At 57.1% G+C, this 13,842-nt stretch carries 16 protein-coding genes; 5 read left to right on the top strand and 11 right to left on the bottom strand.

Going from position 1 to position 13,842, the window contains the following annotated elements; all coding sequences use genetic code 11:
* Positions 1–2: 2 nt before the first annotated feature.
* Positions 3–695 carry a molybdate ABC transporter permease subunit gene (gene modB, locus AC2TDA_RS18095; RefSeq protein WP_480849039.1) on the top strand — a complete coding sequence of 231 codons (693 nt, stop codon included), beginning with the start codon at positions 3–5 and terminating at the stop codon, positions 693–695.
* Positions 692–1,801, top strand: a complete 1,110-nt coding sequence (gene modC, locus AC2TDA_RS18090; RefSeq protein ID WP_480849040.1) for a molybdenum ABC transporter ATP-binding protein — start codon at positions 692–694, stop codon at positions 1,799–1,801. The genes modB and modC overlap by 4 nt, the downstream gene beginning before the upstream one ends.
* Here modC and AC2TDA_RS18085 read toward each other — a convergent pair.
* Entirely contained in the window at positions 1,798–2,715 is a 918-nt protein-coding gene (locus AC2TDA_RS18085; RefSeq protein WP_480880129.1) for a Hint domain-containing protein, read from the bottom strand. The two genes, modC and AC2TDA_RS18085, sit on opposite strands and share 4 nt — an antisense overlap.
* A 1-nt stretch (position 2,716) precedes the next feature.
* Complete coding sequence (locus AC2TDA_RS18080; RefSeq protein WP_480849043.1) at positions 2,717–3,229, bottom strand: toxin-activating lysine-acyltransferase; 513 nt, start codon at positions 3,227–3,229, stop codon at positions 2,717–2,719.
* A 192-nt stretch (positions 3,230–3,421) separates the two neighbouring features.
* Between AC2TDA_RS18080 and AC2TDA_RS18075 the strand changes: the two genes are divergently transcribed.
* Positions 3,422–3,835: a hypothetical protein gene (locus AC2TDA_RS18075; RefSeq protein WP_480880128.1), complete on the top strand. Its 414-nt coding sequence runs from the start codon at positions 3,422–3,424 to the stop codon at positions 3,833–3,835.
* Positions 3,836–3,838: 3 nt separating this feature from the next.
* Here AC2TDA_RS18075 and hemF read toward each other — a convergent pair whose 3' ends face one another.
* From hemF to clpS, 4 genes are read right to left on the bottom strand one after another with little or no spacing between them, the layout of a single operon-like run.
* Positions 3,839–4,723, bottom strand: a complete 885-nt coding sequence (hemF, locus tag AC2TDA_RS18070) for an oxygen-dependent coproporphyrinogen oxidase (protein ID WP_480880127.1) — start codon at positions 4,721–4,723, stop codon at positions 3,839–3,841.
* A gap of 5 nt (positions 4,724–4,728) precedes the next feature.
* The gene (locus tag AC2TDA_RS18065) at positions 4,729–5,529 is read right to left on the bottom strand and encodes an SDR family NAD(P)-dependent oxidoreductase (RefSeq protein ID WP_480849047.1); all 801 of its coding nucleotides are present in this window, start codon (positions 5,527–5,529) and stop codon (positions 4,729–4,731) included.
* 37 nt (positions 5,530–5,566) lie between these two features.
* The gene (locus tag AC2TDA_RS18060; protein WP_480880126.1) at positions 5,567–6,532 is read right to left on the bottom strand and encodes a class I SAM-dependent methyltransferase; all 966 of its coding nucleotides are present in this window, start codon (positions 6,530–6,532) and stop codon (positions 5,567–5,569) included.
* 46 nt (positions 6,533–6,578) lie between these two features.
* Entirely contained in the window at positions 6,579–6,920 is a 342-nt protein-coding gene (clpS, locus tag AC2TDA_RS18055) for an ATP-dependent Clp protease adapter ClpS (RefSeq protein ID WP_480849051.1), read from the bottom strand.
* A gap of 92 nt (positions 6,921–7,012) precedes the next feature.
* On the opposite strand from clpS, the gene AC2TDA_RS18050 reads away from it, so the two are divergent.
* Positions 7,013–7,714: an HAD family hydrolase gene (locus tag AC2TDA_RS18050; RefSeq protein ID WP_480849052.1), complete on the top strand. Its 702-nt coding sequence runs from the start codon at positions 7,013–7,015 to the stop codon at positions 7,712–7,714.
* A gap of 250 nt (positions 7,715–7,964) precedes the next feature.
* Complete coding sequence (locus AC2TDA_RS18045) at positions 7,965–9,377, top strand: D-alanyl-D-alanine carboxypeptidase family protein (RefSeq protein ID WP_480849054.1); 1,413 nt, start codon at positions 7,965–7,967, stop codon at positions 9,375–9,377.
* 70 nt (positions 9,378–9,447) lie between these two features.
* Here the strand turns inward: AC2TDA_RS18045 and AC2TDA_RS18040 are convergent, their stop codons facing one another.
* From AC2TDA_RS18040 to AC2TDA_RS18020, 5 genes are all read right to left on the bottom strand, one after another.
* Complete coding sequence (locus AC2TDA_RS18040; protein ID WP_480880125.1) at positions 9,448–10,695, bottom strand: hypothetical protein; 1,248 nt, start codon at positions 10,693–10,695, stop codon at positions 9,448–9,450.
* 170 nt (positions 10,696–10,865) lie between these two features.
* Positions 10,866–11,627: a LamB/YcsF family protein gene (locus tag AC2TDA_RS18035; protein ID WP_480880123.1), complete on the bottom strand. Its 762-nt coding sequence runs from the start codon at positions 11,625–11,627 to the stop codon at positions 10,866–10,868.
* Between the two features lie 12 nt (positions 11,628–11,639).
* Positions 11,640–12,638, bottom strand: coding sequence for a 5-oxoprolinase subunit C family protein (locus AC2TDA_RS18030; RefSeq protein ID WP_480849059.1), 999 nt, complete (start codon positions 12,636–12,638; stop codon positions 11,640–11,642).
* The gene (locus AC2TDA_RS18025) at positions 12,635–13,375 is read right to left on the bottom strand and encodes a 5-oxoprolinase subunit B family protein (RefSeq protein WP_480880121.1); all 741 of its coding nucleotides are present in this window, start codon (positions 13,373–13,375) and stop codon (positions 12,635–12,637) included. Before AC2TDA_RS18025 ends, AC2TDA_RS18030 begins: the two co-directional genes overlap by 4 nt.
* A 275-nt stretch (positions 13,376–13,650) precedes the next feature.
* A partial coding sequence (locus AC2TDA_RS18020) for a hypothetical protein (protein WP_480880119.1) occupies positions 13,651–13,842 on the bottom strand: 192 nt, incomplete at its 5' end.

Here is a 13,842-nt window from a genome sequence, read left to right as displayed (position 1 = left end):
GAATGGATTGGCTGGGACCAGCAGAGGCCGAAGCGCTGCGGTTGTCGCTGCGTGTGTCCTTTTGGGCCACGCTTGCTACTTTGCCCTTTGGGATTTTCATTGCCTATGCACTTGCAAGGTGGCGTTTCCCCGGTCGTCAGGTGCTGAACGGTCTGGTGCATTTGCCACTGATCTTACCGCCGGTGGTCACGGGGTATCTGTTGCTGCTGACCTTTGGTGTGCAGGGGCCCCTCGGCAAATTGTTGGCAGAGTTCGGCATCGTGGTGGCGTTCCGCTGGACCGGAGCTGCATTGGCTGCGGGGATCATGGCCTTTCCCTTGATGGTGCGCGCAATTCGCCTGTCGATCGAGGCAGTGGACCCTCGGCTCGAGGAAGCCGGCGCAACACTTGGGGCTTCACGGTTACTGGTTTTCGCCACGGTGACTTTGCCGATGATCCTGCCCGGTGTGATCGCGGGCGCCATTTTAGCCTTTGCCAAAGCGATGGGAGAATTTGGAGCAACCATTACCTTCGTCTCGAATATTCCCGGCCAGACGCAGACCCTTCCTTCGGCAGTCTACGCATTCTTGCAGGTTCCGGGAGGTGAGGCTGCTGCCACCCGTTTGGTCATCATTTCGATCGTCATCGCGATGGGGGCGTTATTATTGTCAGAGTATGTCGGTCGCCGCGTGGCACAAAGGGTGGCCGGGTCATGAGTCTGTCCGTTCGCCTGAACCATCAACTGCCAGGGATCGCTTTGGACCTGGATTTCGACGCACCGCCGGGTGTGACGGTTCTGTTCGGACGTTCCGGATCTGGCAAGACAACTGTGGTCAACGCGGTTGCCGGTTTGTTGAGGCCAAATGCCGGGCGCGTCGCAGTCGGAGACTGGGTTCTGTTCGATACGAACAAAGGCGTGTGGTTACCGCCGCATCGACGGCGTTTGGGATATATCTTTCAGGAAGGAAGATTATTCCCTCACCTGACCGTACGCCAGAATTTAGCTTATGGTCGCTGGTTCGCACCCCGTAAGGAACGCCGGGAAAACCCGGACCGTGTGATCGAGATGCTGGGGATCGGGCACCTGCTGAACCGTCGCCCGGCGATGCTGTCAGGGGGCGAGAAGCAGCGGGTCTCTATCGGGCGAGCATTGCTGGCCAGCCCTCGCTTGATCCTCGCGGACGAGCCGCTGGCCGCGCTGGACGATGCGCGAAAGGCAGAAATCCTACCTTATTTCGAGCGGCTGCGCGATGAAGTCTCGGTGCCAATTCTATACGTCACACATTCCGCCGCCGAGGTAGCCCGGCTGGCAACCTCTGTAGTGGCGTTACAGGATGGTAAGGTCCTGCGCCACGGACCGGCGTCGGACGTGCTGGCGGACCCCTCTGTTGCGCCTGCCGGTGTACGCGCCGTTGGTGCTCTGCTGCAGGTAAAAGTCGCGGCGCATCACGCAGACGGGTTATCCGAACTCGAGGCTGGCGACGCGCGGCTGTTCTTGCCACGTATCCCGCACCAGATCGGCGAACCGCTGCGTATTCGCATCCCGGCTCAGGAGGTGATTCTGTCCAGTAAGCCGCCCGAGGGCTTGTCTGCACTGAATGTGCTTGAAGGCCGGGTCGAGGCGGTACGGTCCGGCGAAGGCCCGGGGGCAATCGTATCGGTCCAAACTTCGGCAGGTGTCGTATTGGCGCGTGTCACCCGGCGTTCAGTTGCTGCATTGGGTCTGCAACCGGGCAGCCCATGCCATGCTGTCATAAAAACCGTAGCGCTGGCGCCGCAGGATGTGGGCGGGCGCATTTCCAGAGAAAACGGGGCGGGCTAGACGAGTGCGCGCGCCTCATGCTCGCGCAGGATCAAGCGGGCAGCGCGTCCAAAGCTCATGCCGTTGGGTGCTGCTTGATCGGGATAAATTGCGGCCAATTCCTGCAACGCCTCTGACGACAAGGTGTGCAGCGCCTCTTCGCCCAGAAACAGGCTTTCAGCCAATGCGCCTTCGGCAGTCAGGATTTCATGGCGGTCAAGCAGGATGTGCAGGTATTCGACGGGCCGATCCGAAGTATCGATCGATATACCGGGCCAGCCACACAAGTGTTTGGCTGCGACCAGAACTTCGGGCGCACCGAACAGCAGATCGACTTTCGGACCGCTCACCAGAATGCGGTGCTGTTGCGAAACCAGCAGATCGCGCGCCGGAGTGTTTCGCCCAAGGCTGCCGGCCGTGATCCGAACCGGTCGCATGTCGGGATTGTCCCTTAATCGATCTGACCCGAGTTTGCTGCTTTCGATCCATCGGATTGGCTGCAATCCGTTATCCGCAGTCATTACTTCGTCACCGACATCGAGCGTTTCGATGGCGCGTGACCCATCCGCTGCATCGATCAGCGTACCCGCGGTAAAACACACGCCTTCGATCGTGATGGTGACCTGCTGAGTCTGAGTGTACGGCTGAGCCCCAAGGATAAAGGTCTGAACGTCTCCTGAAACCTGAACGGTAAACGTGTCGGTAACGACTTGGTTGTCCAGCAAGCTGTCGAAAAAGGCGGGGTCGACTGTGTAGGTCCAATCCCCTGTCACCGGGTCGATACTCGCCGTGCCGTGGGCGGGAGGCGTTTGAATCGCCCAGGTCTCAGAGAGGATTGGAAAGTTGCCGCTCACGTCCAGATCACCAGTTGCCTGGTTGGGCGGCTCTCCTGTCACGAATCCTGTTGTATCGCCGCTGATCGTGATCGAGACCATCTTATGCTCCCTCCTGTTTCAGCGTCTGCGCGAATTCCTTTTTCTTAAATAAACGCATATGTATTTCACCCGCGTCATCCCGGGTCCATTCGACGATCCGGTTGCGGGTCAGGTCACTGTCCATTCGGTTGGTCCGCACACGCGGATGCGGAATTTCACGCTTGAGAATATCCACCATCTGGTTGGTTTGTCCAAACGGCGCGACAAAGTCGACGATCCAGAAGGAGGAACCGCAGGTGAAGTCCTTGTCGGTCAGCGGTTTTTCCTGAACCGCGTATCTGTATTCCGCCTCGGGGCTGAGACCCGCAAAAGTGACAAAGCCGCGGGGAAAGCCGTTCTGGCGGAAGATGTGGTACTGGCCCAACCGCAAAGGCGTTTCAAAGGCGTAAAGCACCTGCGCCAGTCGTCGTTGCTGGTGCGTTTTCGTCAGTGCCGCAAGGTAAAACAACGCGCCAAAATCGGCGTATTTTTCCGGTGTCAGATCGAACCAGTCTTTAGGAAACGACGTTTGCACACAGCACCCCGGAAACTTCTACTTCAGAAATAATAGCGCTCATCACATTCAATCATAGTGTTTTTGCTAGTTTAAGCAGCTTGGGGATGACAGTGTTGCGAGACGGACATTCTACAAAGTCCTTGCCTGCTGCCTGTTCAGTCTGTTCTCTGGAGAGACAGGTTTTTTGATTTTGTCACTTTGGGGTGAGCAATGAAGCGTATTTCGAAAGCGATTCTTATAATCGCAGTGATGCTGCCGCCGGGATTGGCGCAGGCTGTCGGATTTGGTGTTGGCATCCGAATGGGATACCAAACCGAGGTCACGCCTCTGGAAAATGGGGTTTACGAAGTGAGGGCCATCAGCTCATCCGCGCCGGTAGCCTTTTGGTGCGGAATCGGAGATTTCGCGATCCGCACACTGCGCACAAAGTCCTCGCAGCGCATCTATATTTCGCGCGCCTACGAGCGTGGCACAAAGACGGTTCAGTTCACGCTGACTCCACCGCCCGGGGTCGACACAAACCCCGGCTATTCCATCACCGTAAAGCGCGTAGGTGAGAACATGTCGGCAGCATCAGCATGGCGCTATTGCACTGACAACTTTATGATGGATAGGCGGTTCTGAAAATCATACCCATTTGGCCAGCGGAGGCAGGCTCATAAGAACGGCATCCGGATCGTGCCCGGTTTCAAGCCCGAATTTCGTGCCCCGGTCATAGACCAGATTATACTCGGCGTAGAGGCCGCGATGCACCAGCTGGGTGTTTTTGTCTTCGTCCGAAAAGCCCTGCTCACGGCGCTTTTCGACTAAAGGAAGAAAGGCTGGCAGAAACGCGCGGCCAATATCCTGCGTCAGGGCAAAATCCGACTGCCAGTCGCCGGTGCAATAATCATCCATGAAGATACCGCCGACACCGCGCGCCCGTTTGCGGTGGGGGATATAGAAATACTCGTCCGCCCAGTCTTTCAGGCGCGGGTAGTGACCGGGGCCATGTGGGTCCAGATGTGCCTTTTGCGTAGCATGGAAATGCGCCGTGTCATCGTCATATTCGATGCAGGGGTTCAGGTCCGAGCCGCCGCCGAACCACCAGGCGTGTGGTGTCCAGAACATGCGGGTATTCATGTGAACTGCGGGCACATGCGGGTTCTGCATATGCGCAACCAGGCTGATGCCTGATGCCCAGAAACTTGGATCTTCGGTCATGCCGGGAATGCCTTTGCGAGCTGCCATTGCCTGTTGCGCGCGTTCACCCAGGGTGCCGTAAACAGTCGAGACGTTGACGCCAACCTTTTCGAAGACACGCCCGCCCCGCATGACCGACATTAACCCGCCACCGGCATCGGATCCGTCCTCGGATTGGCGCGTGGTCTCTTTGACTTCGAACCGGCCTGGTTTTGCATCGGAAAACGGACCGCTATCGTGGCTGTCCTCGAGTGCCTCAAACGCCGCGACAATGTCATCACGCAGTTGACGGAACCACGCAGAAGCAGTGGATTTTTCAGTTTCAAACATGGGTCTCAATGGGCTGGGGCGGCGACCGGGTCCAGCAGGGTGCGGCCACCGTCGATGGTCAGAATTTGTCCGGTCATGAAACCCGCCGCGTCAGAGGCCAAGAACTGTGCGGTTTCGACCAGTTCGTTCGGCGCGGCAATGCGGGCCAATGGTGTGTGTTTTTCGATGTCGTCGCGGAAATCGCGGTTGTCCTTCAGCGTTGATTGCAACGATGCACTCATAACTGATCCCAGCGCGATTGAATTTACCCGGATGCGGTTTGGGGCCAGCGCTACGGCCAATGACCGGGTCATCTGATCCAGCGCAGCGGTCGATACCGAATATGCCATCAGATCGGGGTGCGTGCGCCGGGCCGCGATGGACGACAGGTTGATGATGGAACCCGCAGGGTTCTCGTCGTCGTCCCCGGCCTGCTTGATCATACGCTTGGCGATCAACTGGCTGAGACGCAGGGCCGGCATCAGATTTTGGTTCAGAAGTGTGCGAACCGAATCGTCCTCCATGTCCAGCGGGTCCGAAGGTATTACCTGCCGTGATCCGTTGACCAGTATGTCTACCTGATCAAAGGCATCCAAGGTGGCTGAAAGCAAATTGGCGATCGTCAACTTTTCACGCAAGTCCCCTGTAAAGTACCTGATATTACCGTCATCAGCCTGATCGCCCAGCTCTTCTGCCAGTCGCTTTTCATCCATGTCGGCGAACATGACATTAGCCCCGGCATCCGCAAAATGGCGCCCGATGGCCAGACCGATTCCACTGGCGCCCCCGGTCACGATCGCTGTCTTGCCAGTTATGGAAAAGGACATGGGCTTTCTCCTGAGTTGCGGGGCACGTTAGCCGGGATTACCGACGAGGGCGAGAGGCATGAAACACCTTGAACCGATTGTCGCCGGCAACCTCGTCGACGCGGAGAAACACCTCGGTCAGAGCGGTCTCGTAAGGCAGGTGGCGGTTGGCGACCATCCACAGACCGCCTGCGCGGGCCAGATTGCGTGCAGCGGAGGTGATGAACCCCCGGCCCAAAGCAGGATCAGCGGCGCGGGACGTATGGAAGGGCGGGTTCATGACGACCGTGTCCAGAGGTTCCGGGGCTGTCCACGTGACAGCATCTGCCCAATGAAACTGCGCCCGTTCGTCCGCGATATTGTCGCGTGCACAAGCAAGTGCCACGTGATCAGCCTCGACCATATGTAGACTGCGAATTTTGTCATCTACCAGAAGCTGAGCAGACAGAAAGCCCCAGCCTGCACCCAGATCAGCGACCCGTGACCCCAGCTTTTGAGGCAGTGCTTTGGCCAGCAAAGCAGACGCCGGATCAATCCCGTCGGCGGAAAATACGCCGGGCGCGGTTCGAAACCCATCCACCTGCTGCCGGTCCGGTGCCGCCCAATCTGCAAAAGCCTGTTCGTTGGACTGGAACCAAAAGATCTTGCCATGTGCCTTAGAGATTGGCCCTTCGATGGAAACCCGTTTGCGAACATCCTTCAGCACGCTGTCGATGCCATCTGTCTTGGCGCCGTCTACAACGACAACACCGCTGGCTCGGGAACATGTTTGACTGATCAGCGCACGCGCCAGCGCTTTTGCGCGCGGCAGGAAAACGACTGCATCTTTGCAGGAGGTTTCCGACTCGGGTTTGGTATCAAAACCCAGTGAGGCGAAATGATCGTGAAACGGCCGGAAGGGCTGTACAATCTCAGTCTCCCTCGAAAGGGCTGACAGGTCGTGCTCGGGCGTCGCTCCGATTACGGACAGCGGCCCTGACAGGCTCAGGCCGGTATCCAGTGCAAGGCTGAGGCGAGGGGACATTACTAAATCCAGCAGGCGGAGCGGATCAGGCGCCAAACAGGCTGCCTTACTCTTCGCGTTCCATTGTGCATTGCAGGGGGTGCTGATGGCGGCGCGCAAAGTCCATCACCTGACCCACCTTGGTTTCTGCGATCTCGTGACTGAAGACCCCGACCACGGCCACGCCCTTCTTATGGACCGTCAGCATAATCTCGAACGCCTGCGCGTGGGTCATGCCAAAGAACCGTTCCAACACGTGAACGACGAATTCCATCGGTGTGTAATCGTCGTTCAGCAACAGCACCTTGTACAGCGGCGGGCGTTTGGTCTTTGGACGCGTCTGTACCAGGACCGACGTGTTGTCATCCTCATCCGATTTGTCAGACATCATCCACGGGGTTTCGAGCATTGCCTTAAAGAATCCGTTTCATGCTTCGGTTTGTGTCAGGGCTTATATAACGTCAGGTCAGTCAGAGAAAAGAGAAACCGGACGGAATCAGAATGAGTAACAGGCTGACTATAATCGGTTTCGATGCCGATGACACGCTATGGCACAATGAGCGGTTCTTTCAGCTCACACAGGCGTATTTCGCCGAGTTGCTGGCCGACCACGCAGAACGTGACCACCTGATGGAGCGGTTGCTGGCCGCGGAAAAACGCAACATCCGACACTATGGATTCGGGGTGAAGGGGTTCACCCTGTCGATGATTGAAACGGCAATCGAGGTGACCGATGATCGCGTTCCCGCCTCGGTAATCCGGCGTTTGATTGAGGCCGGACAAGAGATGCTCGCCTATCCGATTGAGCTTTTGCCACACGCCCGCGAAGCGATTGAAGAAGTCGCCCGCTTGCAAAAAGTGGTACTGATCACCAAGGGGGACCTAATCGATCAGGAGCGGAAGCTGGCACAATCAGGCTTGGGAGAATTGTTCGACGCGGTCGAAATTGTGTCGGAGAAAGTGCCGGAGACCTACCGGTCTATTTTTGCACAACATGGCGATGGTCCGGCTTCGGCGATGATGGTGGGCAATTCCATGCGATCCGATGTGGTGGCACCCATACAGGCCGGATGCTGGGGGGTCTACGTGCCTCACGGACATGTCTGGGAAGTAGAGAAAGCCGAAATACCAACCGGGAATCCGCGCTACCGCGAATTGATGGATCTGAGCGAACTGGCCGAACTTGTTCGGGCACTTTGCTAATGTTGCGGTTTGGCCTCAGTTTCCAAAAAAGCGCGGCTGGTCTGATCTTGGTGCCTTATTTTGTCGCTGGTGTGGTGGGTTGGCAGTCGATGCGCACAATATATAGGGGTGCCTAGGCGGCCAAAACATTCGCGTGAAATTCCAGCTTTCGGTTTATTTCATTGGGCCTCTGTGCTAGCCTTGTTCGTAATAAAATAATTTTAGCTGACCGGGAAAACCCGGCGGCGCGAGGCAGACAGAGGCAAAGATCGTGCAGATTCGGCGGACAGTTCCGGCCCGAACGGGCTTTCTCTTTATAGCATTCGTGTGGCTGCTTGTTATTGCGCCACTGAAGGTCGCGGCGGCCCCCTACGCGGCAATGGTAATTGATGCGCGTACCGGGGAGGTTCTGCATTCCCGCAACGCGGATACCCGGCTGCACCCGGCGTCCCTGACCAAAATGATGACCCTCTATATCGCGTTCGAGGCGGTGCGAAATGGTGAGATCACACTGGACACACCGGTCCGGATCACAAAGAAAGCCGCGTCCGAGCCTCCTTCCAAGCTGGGTTTGAGATCGGGACAGACGATCGCGTTTCGCTATCTGATCCGCGCCGCAGCTGTGAAGTCTGCCAATGACGCGGCTACCGCCATCGGGATCGCGCTCAGCGGATCAGAGGCGGCGTTCGCCCGTCGCATGACACGGACGGCCAAGGCGATGGGAATGAGCCGGACGACCTTCAAGAATGCCCATGGGCTGACTGAGTCGGGGCACTTGTCCACGGCGCGCGACATGACGACTCTTGGCCGCCACCTGCTCTATGACTATCCGCAGTACTACAATCTGTTCTCGCGACAATCGACGCATGCCGGGATTAAGACAGTTCCAAATACGAACCGTCGTTTGCTCGCTGCTTACAAAGGGGCCGACGGTATCAAGACTGGCTACACCCGCGCCGCGGGTTTTAATCTTGTTGCTTCAGCCAAACGCAAGGATGAGCGTATTATTGCGACCGTCTTTGGCGGTAAGTCCGGCGCATCACGCAACGCTAAAGTGGCCGAGTTGCTGGATATGGGTTTCCGCCGTGCACCGTCGCGTGCTCCGATCCGCAAACCTGCGCGGCCAGTTTATGCAGGGAATGCTGGATTGGGCGCAGTGGTCGCAAGCCTGACCGGAGCGCCCAAGTCCAGCCTGCGTCCGGTTCTGCGACCGGGGGCTGGTGCTGCCGTACAGGTGGCTGGGGCCGTAGCCGAAACCGCTGTCAAAAATGGGGCTCGCATTCAAAATGGTATCGCTGCTGCCATTGCAGCTGCGGATATCGCGCCTTCAAACGACAGTGATACACGCCCGGCTCCCCGCCCAGAGGATTTGGTGTTGGCCTCAACAGGATCAGCGCAAAAGCTCGAGCCAGAGCAAGAAGTTGTTACCCGCCTGTCCACATCGGGTGGGCACCTATGGGGCGTAAATGTGGGCCGCTATACGACGCGTTACGAGGCCGAGAAAGTCTTGTTGAAAACAGCCTTGTCGGAAATGACCACTCTGGAGGGCACTTTGCGCAAGGTTAACCAAAGTTCGCGAGGCTTTGATGCAACGTTTCAGGGCATGACCCGCGAACAAGCCGATCTGGCCTGCCGCCGTCTGCAAGCGCGAAACGTCACCTGTTTCATGATCGGGCCGTCATAAGACCCGACGTACTCTCACTCTTGAACCTTGGCTGTGAACGAAAGTTCACAGCCTTTTTCATTGTGGGGTGTCAATCAAATACGTGGCCGTGTTCGTATTGCTCGTCCTGTCCCGCAGCGGCGGTCAGGGCGGCTACATTATCCTTGGTAAAGAAACCATCATATTTGTGGCAGCGCTCGATATACTCGGTAATTAGCAAAGTGTTCTTCGAGTGCTTCGAGAAGATCTGCTTGAGGTTCGGATCATCTTTGCACTCTCCAACCACATGCGCCAGGAAAGGTACGCCTTTGTCCTTAAGCGTGTTGACGACGAAATCGACATTCTTTTCCCCTGCTCCGTGATCGCCATCCTGAATCTCAACCGCCATGTGGTGCAGACGGCGTCCGAAGTTGCGCACGAAGTCCTCGGTCGGCATGGGTAGCTTGGCGAAGGAGTTCACGAAGGACGGGGTGTTGTTTGCTGTGAACACCTTGGCGGGCGATTTCTTGTCATCGTCCACGTTGGCGTTCCGGTTTACGTTGGTCGATGAGTTCATGTCGAAGATGTTGTAGGCCCCCCAAAAGTAATAGGGCACCATCGTCAGGAACTCGAGGATAGCATCTTCGCGTTCACCGGCGAGAACGCGCGTGGCCAAGTGGTCGATGCCCAGCATCAGCGGCGCAATTCTGCTGTCTGTTCCAAAGGCCTCAGCCTGATCCAGACGCGCCTGCTCATCCGCGCTTAGCAGTACCCGGTCGCCCAGCCCCAGACTGTCTGTGTCTTCAAAGTCCAGCGTGGAATATCCCACCCGATTGCAGGTGAAATCGGATGGCGTTGTAAAGCGAAACCCGTCCTGCGTGTAGAATGGGTTCTCTGTGTCACCGCTGTATTCGAACCGGATGTTCTGATCTTCAAGTGTTTCAATAAGCGTGTTCAGATCCGAAGCCGCAAAAATCTCACCGACATAACGGGTCTGCGGAGTGTTTCGCGCCAGCGGATACATGCGGTTGATGCGCGGGATGAAGTCCTCGAACGTGTCGCTGAGAGGTGCCATCACGATCATTGCGGGGTAGTCGGGATGGGAGTGCAAGACCGAGAATTTATGGGTCGATCCAAGATAGCTGGCCGTGTGGCGATAGGGCGTCATAACGTACAATTCGACCATCGTGTCGAACAATGCAGCCGCCTCGACCTGGATCACAATCGCGCGCATAGCGCCCACCTGCTCGGCAATACCCGAGCTGGTGCGGCGTTCGTAAATCTTTGGAAGATACTCGGTGAAGAAGTCCGAGTTCTTCTTGTCACCTCGTGGCTGATAGGACATCAGGTCGAAAGACATTTGTGCCTCCTTGCGCGAAACTTGGCCGCGTTCGGGAAAGCCGGGGTCTCCCACGCGAATTACATTGCTTCAATTACAGTATTCAGAACATGCACTTGCAGGCATGCTAGGGTCTGAATCCTGTTCGGGCAACAGTAAGAAGCTGGGTCGCAGAGATTGCGCGTATCTGTCTATCGGATGAATTTCGTTACATCGACCCCACCTGCGATCAGGTTCTCGCGAACCGCGCGTGCGATCTGAACGGCGGTCGGCCCGTCGCCATGCAGACAGATCGTATCGATCGATGTTTCCAGCCGCTTTCCGCTTTCTGCAATAATCGCGTCTTCGCGAACCATGTTCAGGATGCGGGGCCCCGCAAGTTCTGGATCATGGATAACAGCGCCTGGCAGACTGCGATCAACCAATGTGCCATCATCGTTGTAGGCGCGGTCTGCAAAGATTTCTCCCACCCATTTGCAACCGAGCTCCCGCACAGCCTTTTCCTGCTTGGTGACGGCCAAAACCATGATGATGATATCGGGATCGACATCCAGTGCGCCTTGGTAACAGGCCCGCGCCATGTCAATATCGACCGAGCACATATTGGCCAATGCCCCGTGCAGTTTCAGGTGACGCACTTTGGTTCCAATTGCAGTTGCCACACCCATTGCCGCCCCTAACTGGTACCGCACGAGATTGCGCAAGGTATCATGTGGGACTTTCATGTTGCGACGTCCAAAGCCCTGCAGATCCGGAAATCCGGGATGCGCGCCGATACCGACATCGTTTTCGGCAGCCAGGGTCATGGTTCTCGACATCACATCAGGATCACCCGCGTGAAAACCGCACGCGATATTGGCCGACGTGATGATCTGCAGCAGGCTTTCATCGTCACCCATCTTCCAGGGGCCAAAGCTTTCACCCATATCGGCGTTCAGATCAACTTGCGGCATCGGCATATCTCCTTAATCCGTGGCAGAGATTACTCCGCCAATCAATTGGTAGGACAACAGGTCGGCGATGTCATGGGGATCGCGGATCAAGGCCTCAACCCTGCCCGGTAGGCGGGCAAGGTCCGTAACAAAATCCGATTGAATTGCGACGGCCTGTTCCAGTGTCACAAATTCGAACTGCAACCGTCCTCCTGCCGGGGTTTGCGCCGCGCGGGGCAGATCGCAGGGCAGTACTGTCGCGATACGGGGATAACCGCCAGTCGTCTGGCATTCTGGCAGTAGGATGAAAGGATTTCCGGTGCCCGTCATCTGTATGTCGCCGGGGGCAATGACTTCGGAAAGCACGTTTAGCTGGCCCTTGGCTGCAAACCCATCTCCGTCACTTTCCAGTTGCATCCCCATTCGGTTGGCACGGGCACCGCGCCGGAATTCGGTTTTGGCAAACCGATCCAGGGTGGCCTGATCGAACATCGGAGTTTGAAAACTGGCGACGACCCGCAGGGCGCCACCCGAAAAACGGTCTTCCGCACGCAGTTTCCGGCCCGGCTTCCCTGCCTGATATCCGGCCGGCAGCACGTCTCCTGCCTGTAGGGCGCGGCCAACCTTAGCCGTCAGATGGGTGGACCGCGATGCCAGAAAAGGCTCGGTATCAATACCTCCGCCGACATGCAGATAGCCGTAATTGCCTTGCGAGGCCGCACCAACGTACAAACGCTGGCCCGGTTCCAGCATGTGTGACGCGTTCCATATAACCGGGCTCCCATCGATCGTCGCCTGCATTGGTGCTCCGGTCAGCGCAATCTGCGTCTGCTGTGTAGCCTCAAAGCGCCCACCCATTCCGGCCATTTCTAGTGCTGCCAGGGCAGGACTTTGACCCAACAACGCGGCTCCTTCATGCAACGCTAGAATATCCGCCGCTCCAGACCGAGACAGGCCCTGGTCTAGAAATCCCTTTCGCCCCAGATCCTGAATCGTGCAGGCGGGACCAACGCTGAGGACGGTCAGGCTCATGGTTCGATCTCCTGACAGGCCGCACTATCCGCGTGACCGGACTTGATACTTTCGAGCTCATCCCTCGATACCGACTCGAACAGCATCTCGTCCCCGGGGTTCAGGGCAAAGGCCTGACGGCTTTCGGGGCGGAAACATCGAAATGCTGTCTGCCCGACATGGCGCCACCCGGTCGGAGTCGGCCCGGAAAACAGGACGAATTGCGAGATCGCCAGAACCAGCGCTCCTTCAGGCACCATCGGGGTCAGCTCTTTCAACCGGGGAATGTTGAACTCGGGGCCAAGCGGCCCGAGATAGGGTTGCCCTGGCGCAAATCCGATTGTCAGCACGCGTACCCGTGTCTGGCTAAGGCGGCGGACGGCCTCGTTTGGTGTCAAGCCGGCTGCTGCTGCTGCCTCATCCAGTTGCGGTGCGAGGTCGGTTCCGTAAACAGTGGGGACACGCCAAAGCTTTCGTCCGTCGGGCAGAGGGGCGTTGTACCAATCACGTTGGTCCAGCATTTGCCGGACATGATCTTCTATTTCGACATGCGGTAGGGAGAGTGGATCGAAGCGAACATAAGCCGAAGCCAGAGACGCAGATGTTTCAATGACACCCTCCAACCGCAGGCTGTCGACGGCGCTTCGAAAGGCCAGCGCGGCGCGGTTTGATGACTCCGTCATCGAGTCCGAGAAGGTTACCAGCAGGCCGTCGTAACCAACTGTACGAACCAGAGGAAAGGAATTGGCATGGGTCATGGTTGGCATTCAGGAAAGGTGGTGGGTTTGTCGTGTGACCTGACCGCATCTTGGGCAGATGCGCAAGGCTCTGAAACAAGTTGCCGTGTATTGGGGTGCCGTCCAGGGCGCTTATTGGGGTCATTGAGAACTCAGAATGTCTTTTTCTCGGCAGAAAATGAATCACTTCGAGCAATTCGAGTCGGGTGGCGCTTGTGTAGTGGATGTCCCGAGTCACTATATCTGGTGCAATGGTGTAGGGACCTCCGGGAGAGAGCCATAGTTGTTAGGTTGATCTATGCCGAAACAGGATGGATTCCCCTTGATCGGTAACTAGTAAACGATTGATTTAAAAAGGTTAAATAAGAAATGGCAAAAAAAATGCGCGGAATGTGATTTTCCACTTGCGGGTATTTGTAGTTATCCTTAGAACCCCCTTCACCGGCGCTGCTGAGGTGGTGCTGACACGCTGGCGAGACGGCGGGACG

This window comes from Ruegeria sp. HKCCD6426, assembly GCF_057221115.1.
This window is presented reverse-complemented; position numbering and strand designations above follow the sequence as displayed.

What these genes read in the sequence shown, in the direction of transcription:
- modB (WP_480849039.1), top strand. Translation starts at nt 3, where the DNA reads ATGGATTGGCTGGGACCAGCAGAGGCCGAAGCGCTGCGGTTGTCGCTG.
- modC (WP_480849040.1), top strand. Translation starts at nt 692, where the DNA reads ATGAGTCTGTCCGTTCGCCTGAACCATCAACTGCCAGGGATCGCTTTG.
- AC2TDA_RS18085 (WP_480880129.1), bottom strand. Translation starts at nt 2,715, where the DNA reads ATGGTCTCGATCACGATCAGCGGCGATACAACAGGATTCGTGACAGGA.
- AC2TDA_RS18075 (WP_480880128.1), top strand. Translation starts at nt 3,422, where the DNA reads ATGAAGCGTATTTCGAAAGCGATTCTTATAATCGCAGTGATGCTGCCG.
- hemF (WP_480880127.1), bottom strand. Translation starts at nt 4,723, where the DNA reads ATGTTTGAAACTGAAAAATCCACTGCTTCTGCGTGGTTCCGTCAACTG.
- AC2TDA_RS18065 (WP_480849047.1), bottom strand. Translation starts at nt 5,529, where the DNA reads ATGTCCTTTTCCATAACTGGCAAGACAGCGATCGTGACCGGGGGCGCC.
- AC2TDA_RS18060 (WP_480880126.1), bottom strand. Translation starts at nt 6,532, where the DNA reads ATGTCCCCTCGCCTCAGCCTTGCACTGGATACCGGCCTGAGCCTGTCA.
- clpS (WP_480849051.1), bottom strand. Translation starts at nt 6,920, where the DNA reads ATGCTCGAAACCCCGTGGATGATGTCTGACAAATCGGATGAGGATGAC.
- AC2TDA_RS18050 (WP_480849052.1), top strand. Translation starts at nt 7,013, where the DNA reads ATGAGTAACAGGCTGACTATAATCGGTTTCGATGCCGATGACACGCTA.
- AC2TDA_RS18040 (WP_480880125.1), bottom strand. Translation starts at nt 10,695, where the DNA reads ATGTCTTTCGACCTGATGTCCTATCAGCCACGAGGTGACAAGAAGAAC.
- AC2TDA_RS18035 (WP_480880123.1), bottom strand. Translation starts at nt 11,627, where the DNA reads ATGCCGCAAGTTGATCTGAACGCCGATATGGGTGAAAGCTTTGGCCCC.
- AC2TDA_RS18030 (WP_480849059.1), bottom strand. Translation starts at nt 12,638, where the DNA reads ATGAGCCTGACCGTCCTCAGCGTTGGTCCCGCCTGCACGATTCAGGAT.
- AC2TDA_RS18025 (WP_480880121.1), bottom strand. Translation starts at nt 13,375, where the DNA reads ATGACCCATGCCAATTCCTTTCCTCTGGTTCGTACAGTTGGTTACGAC.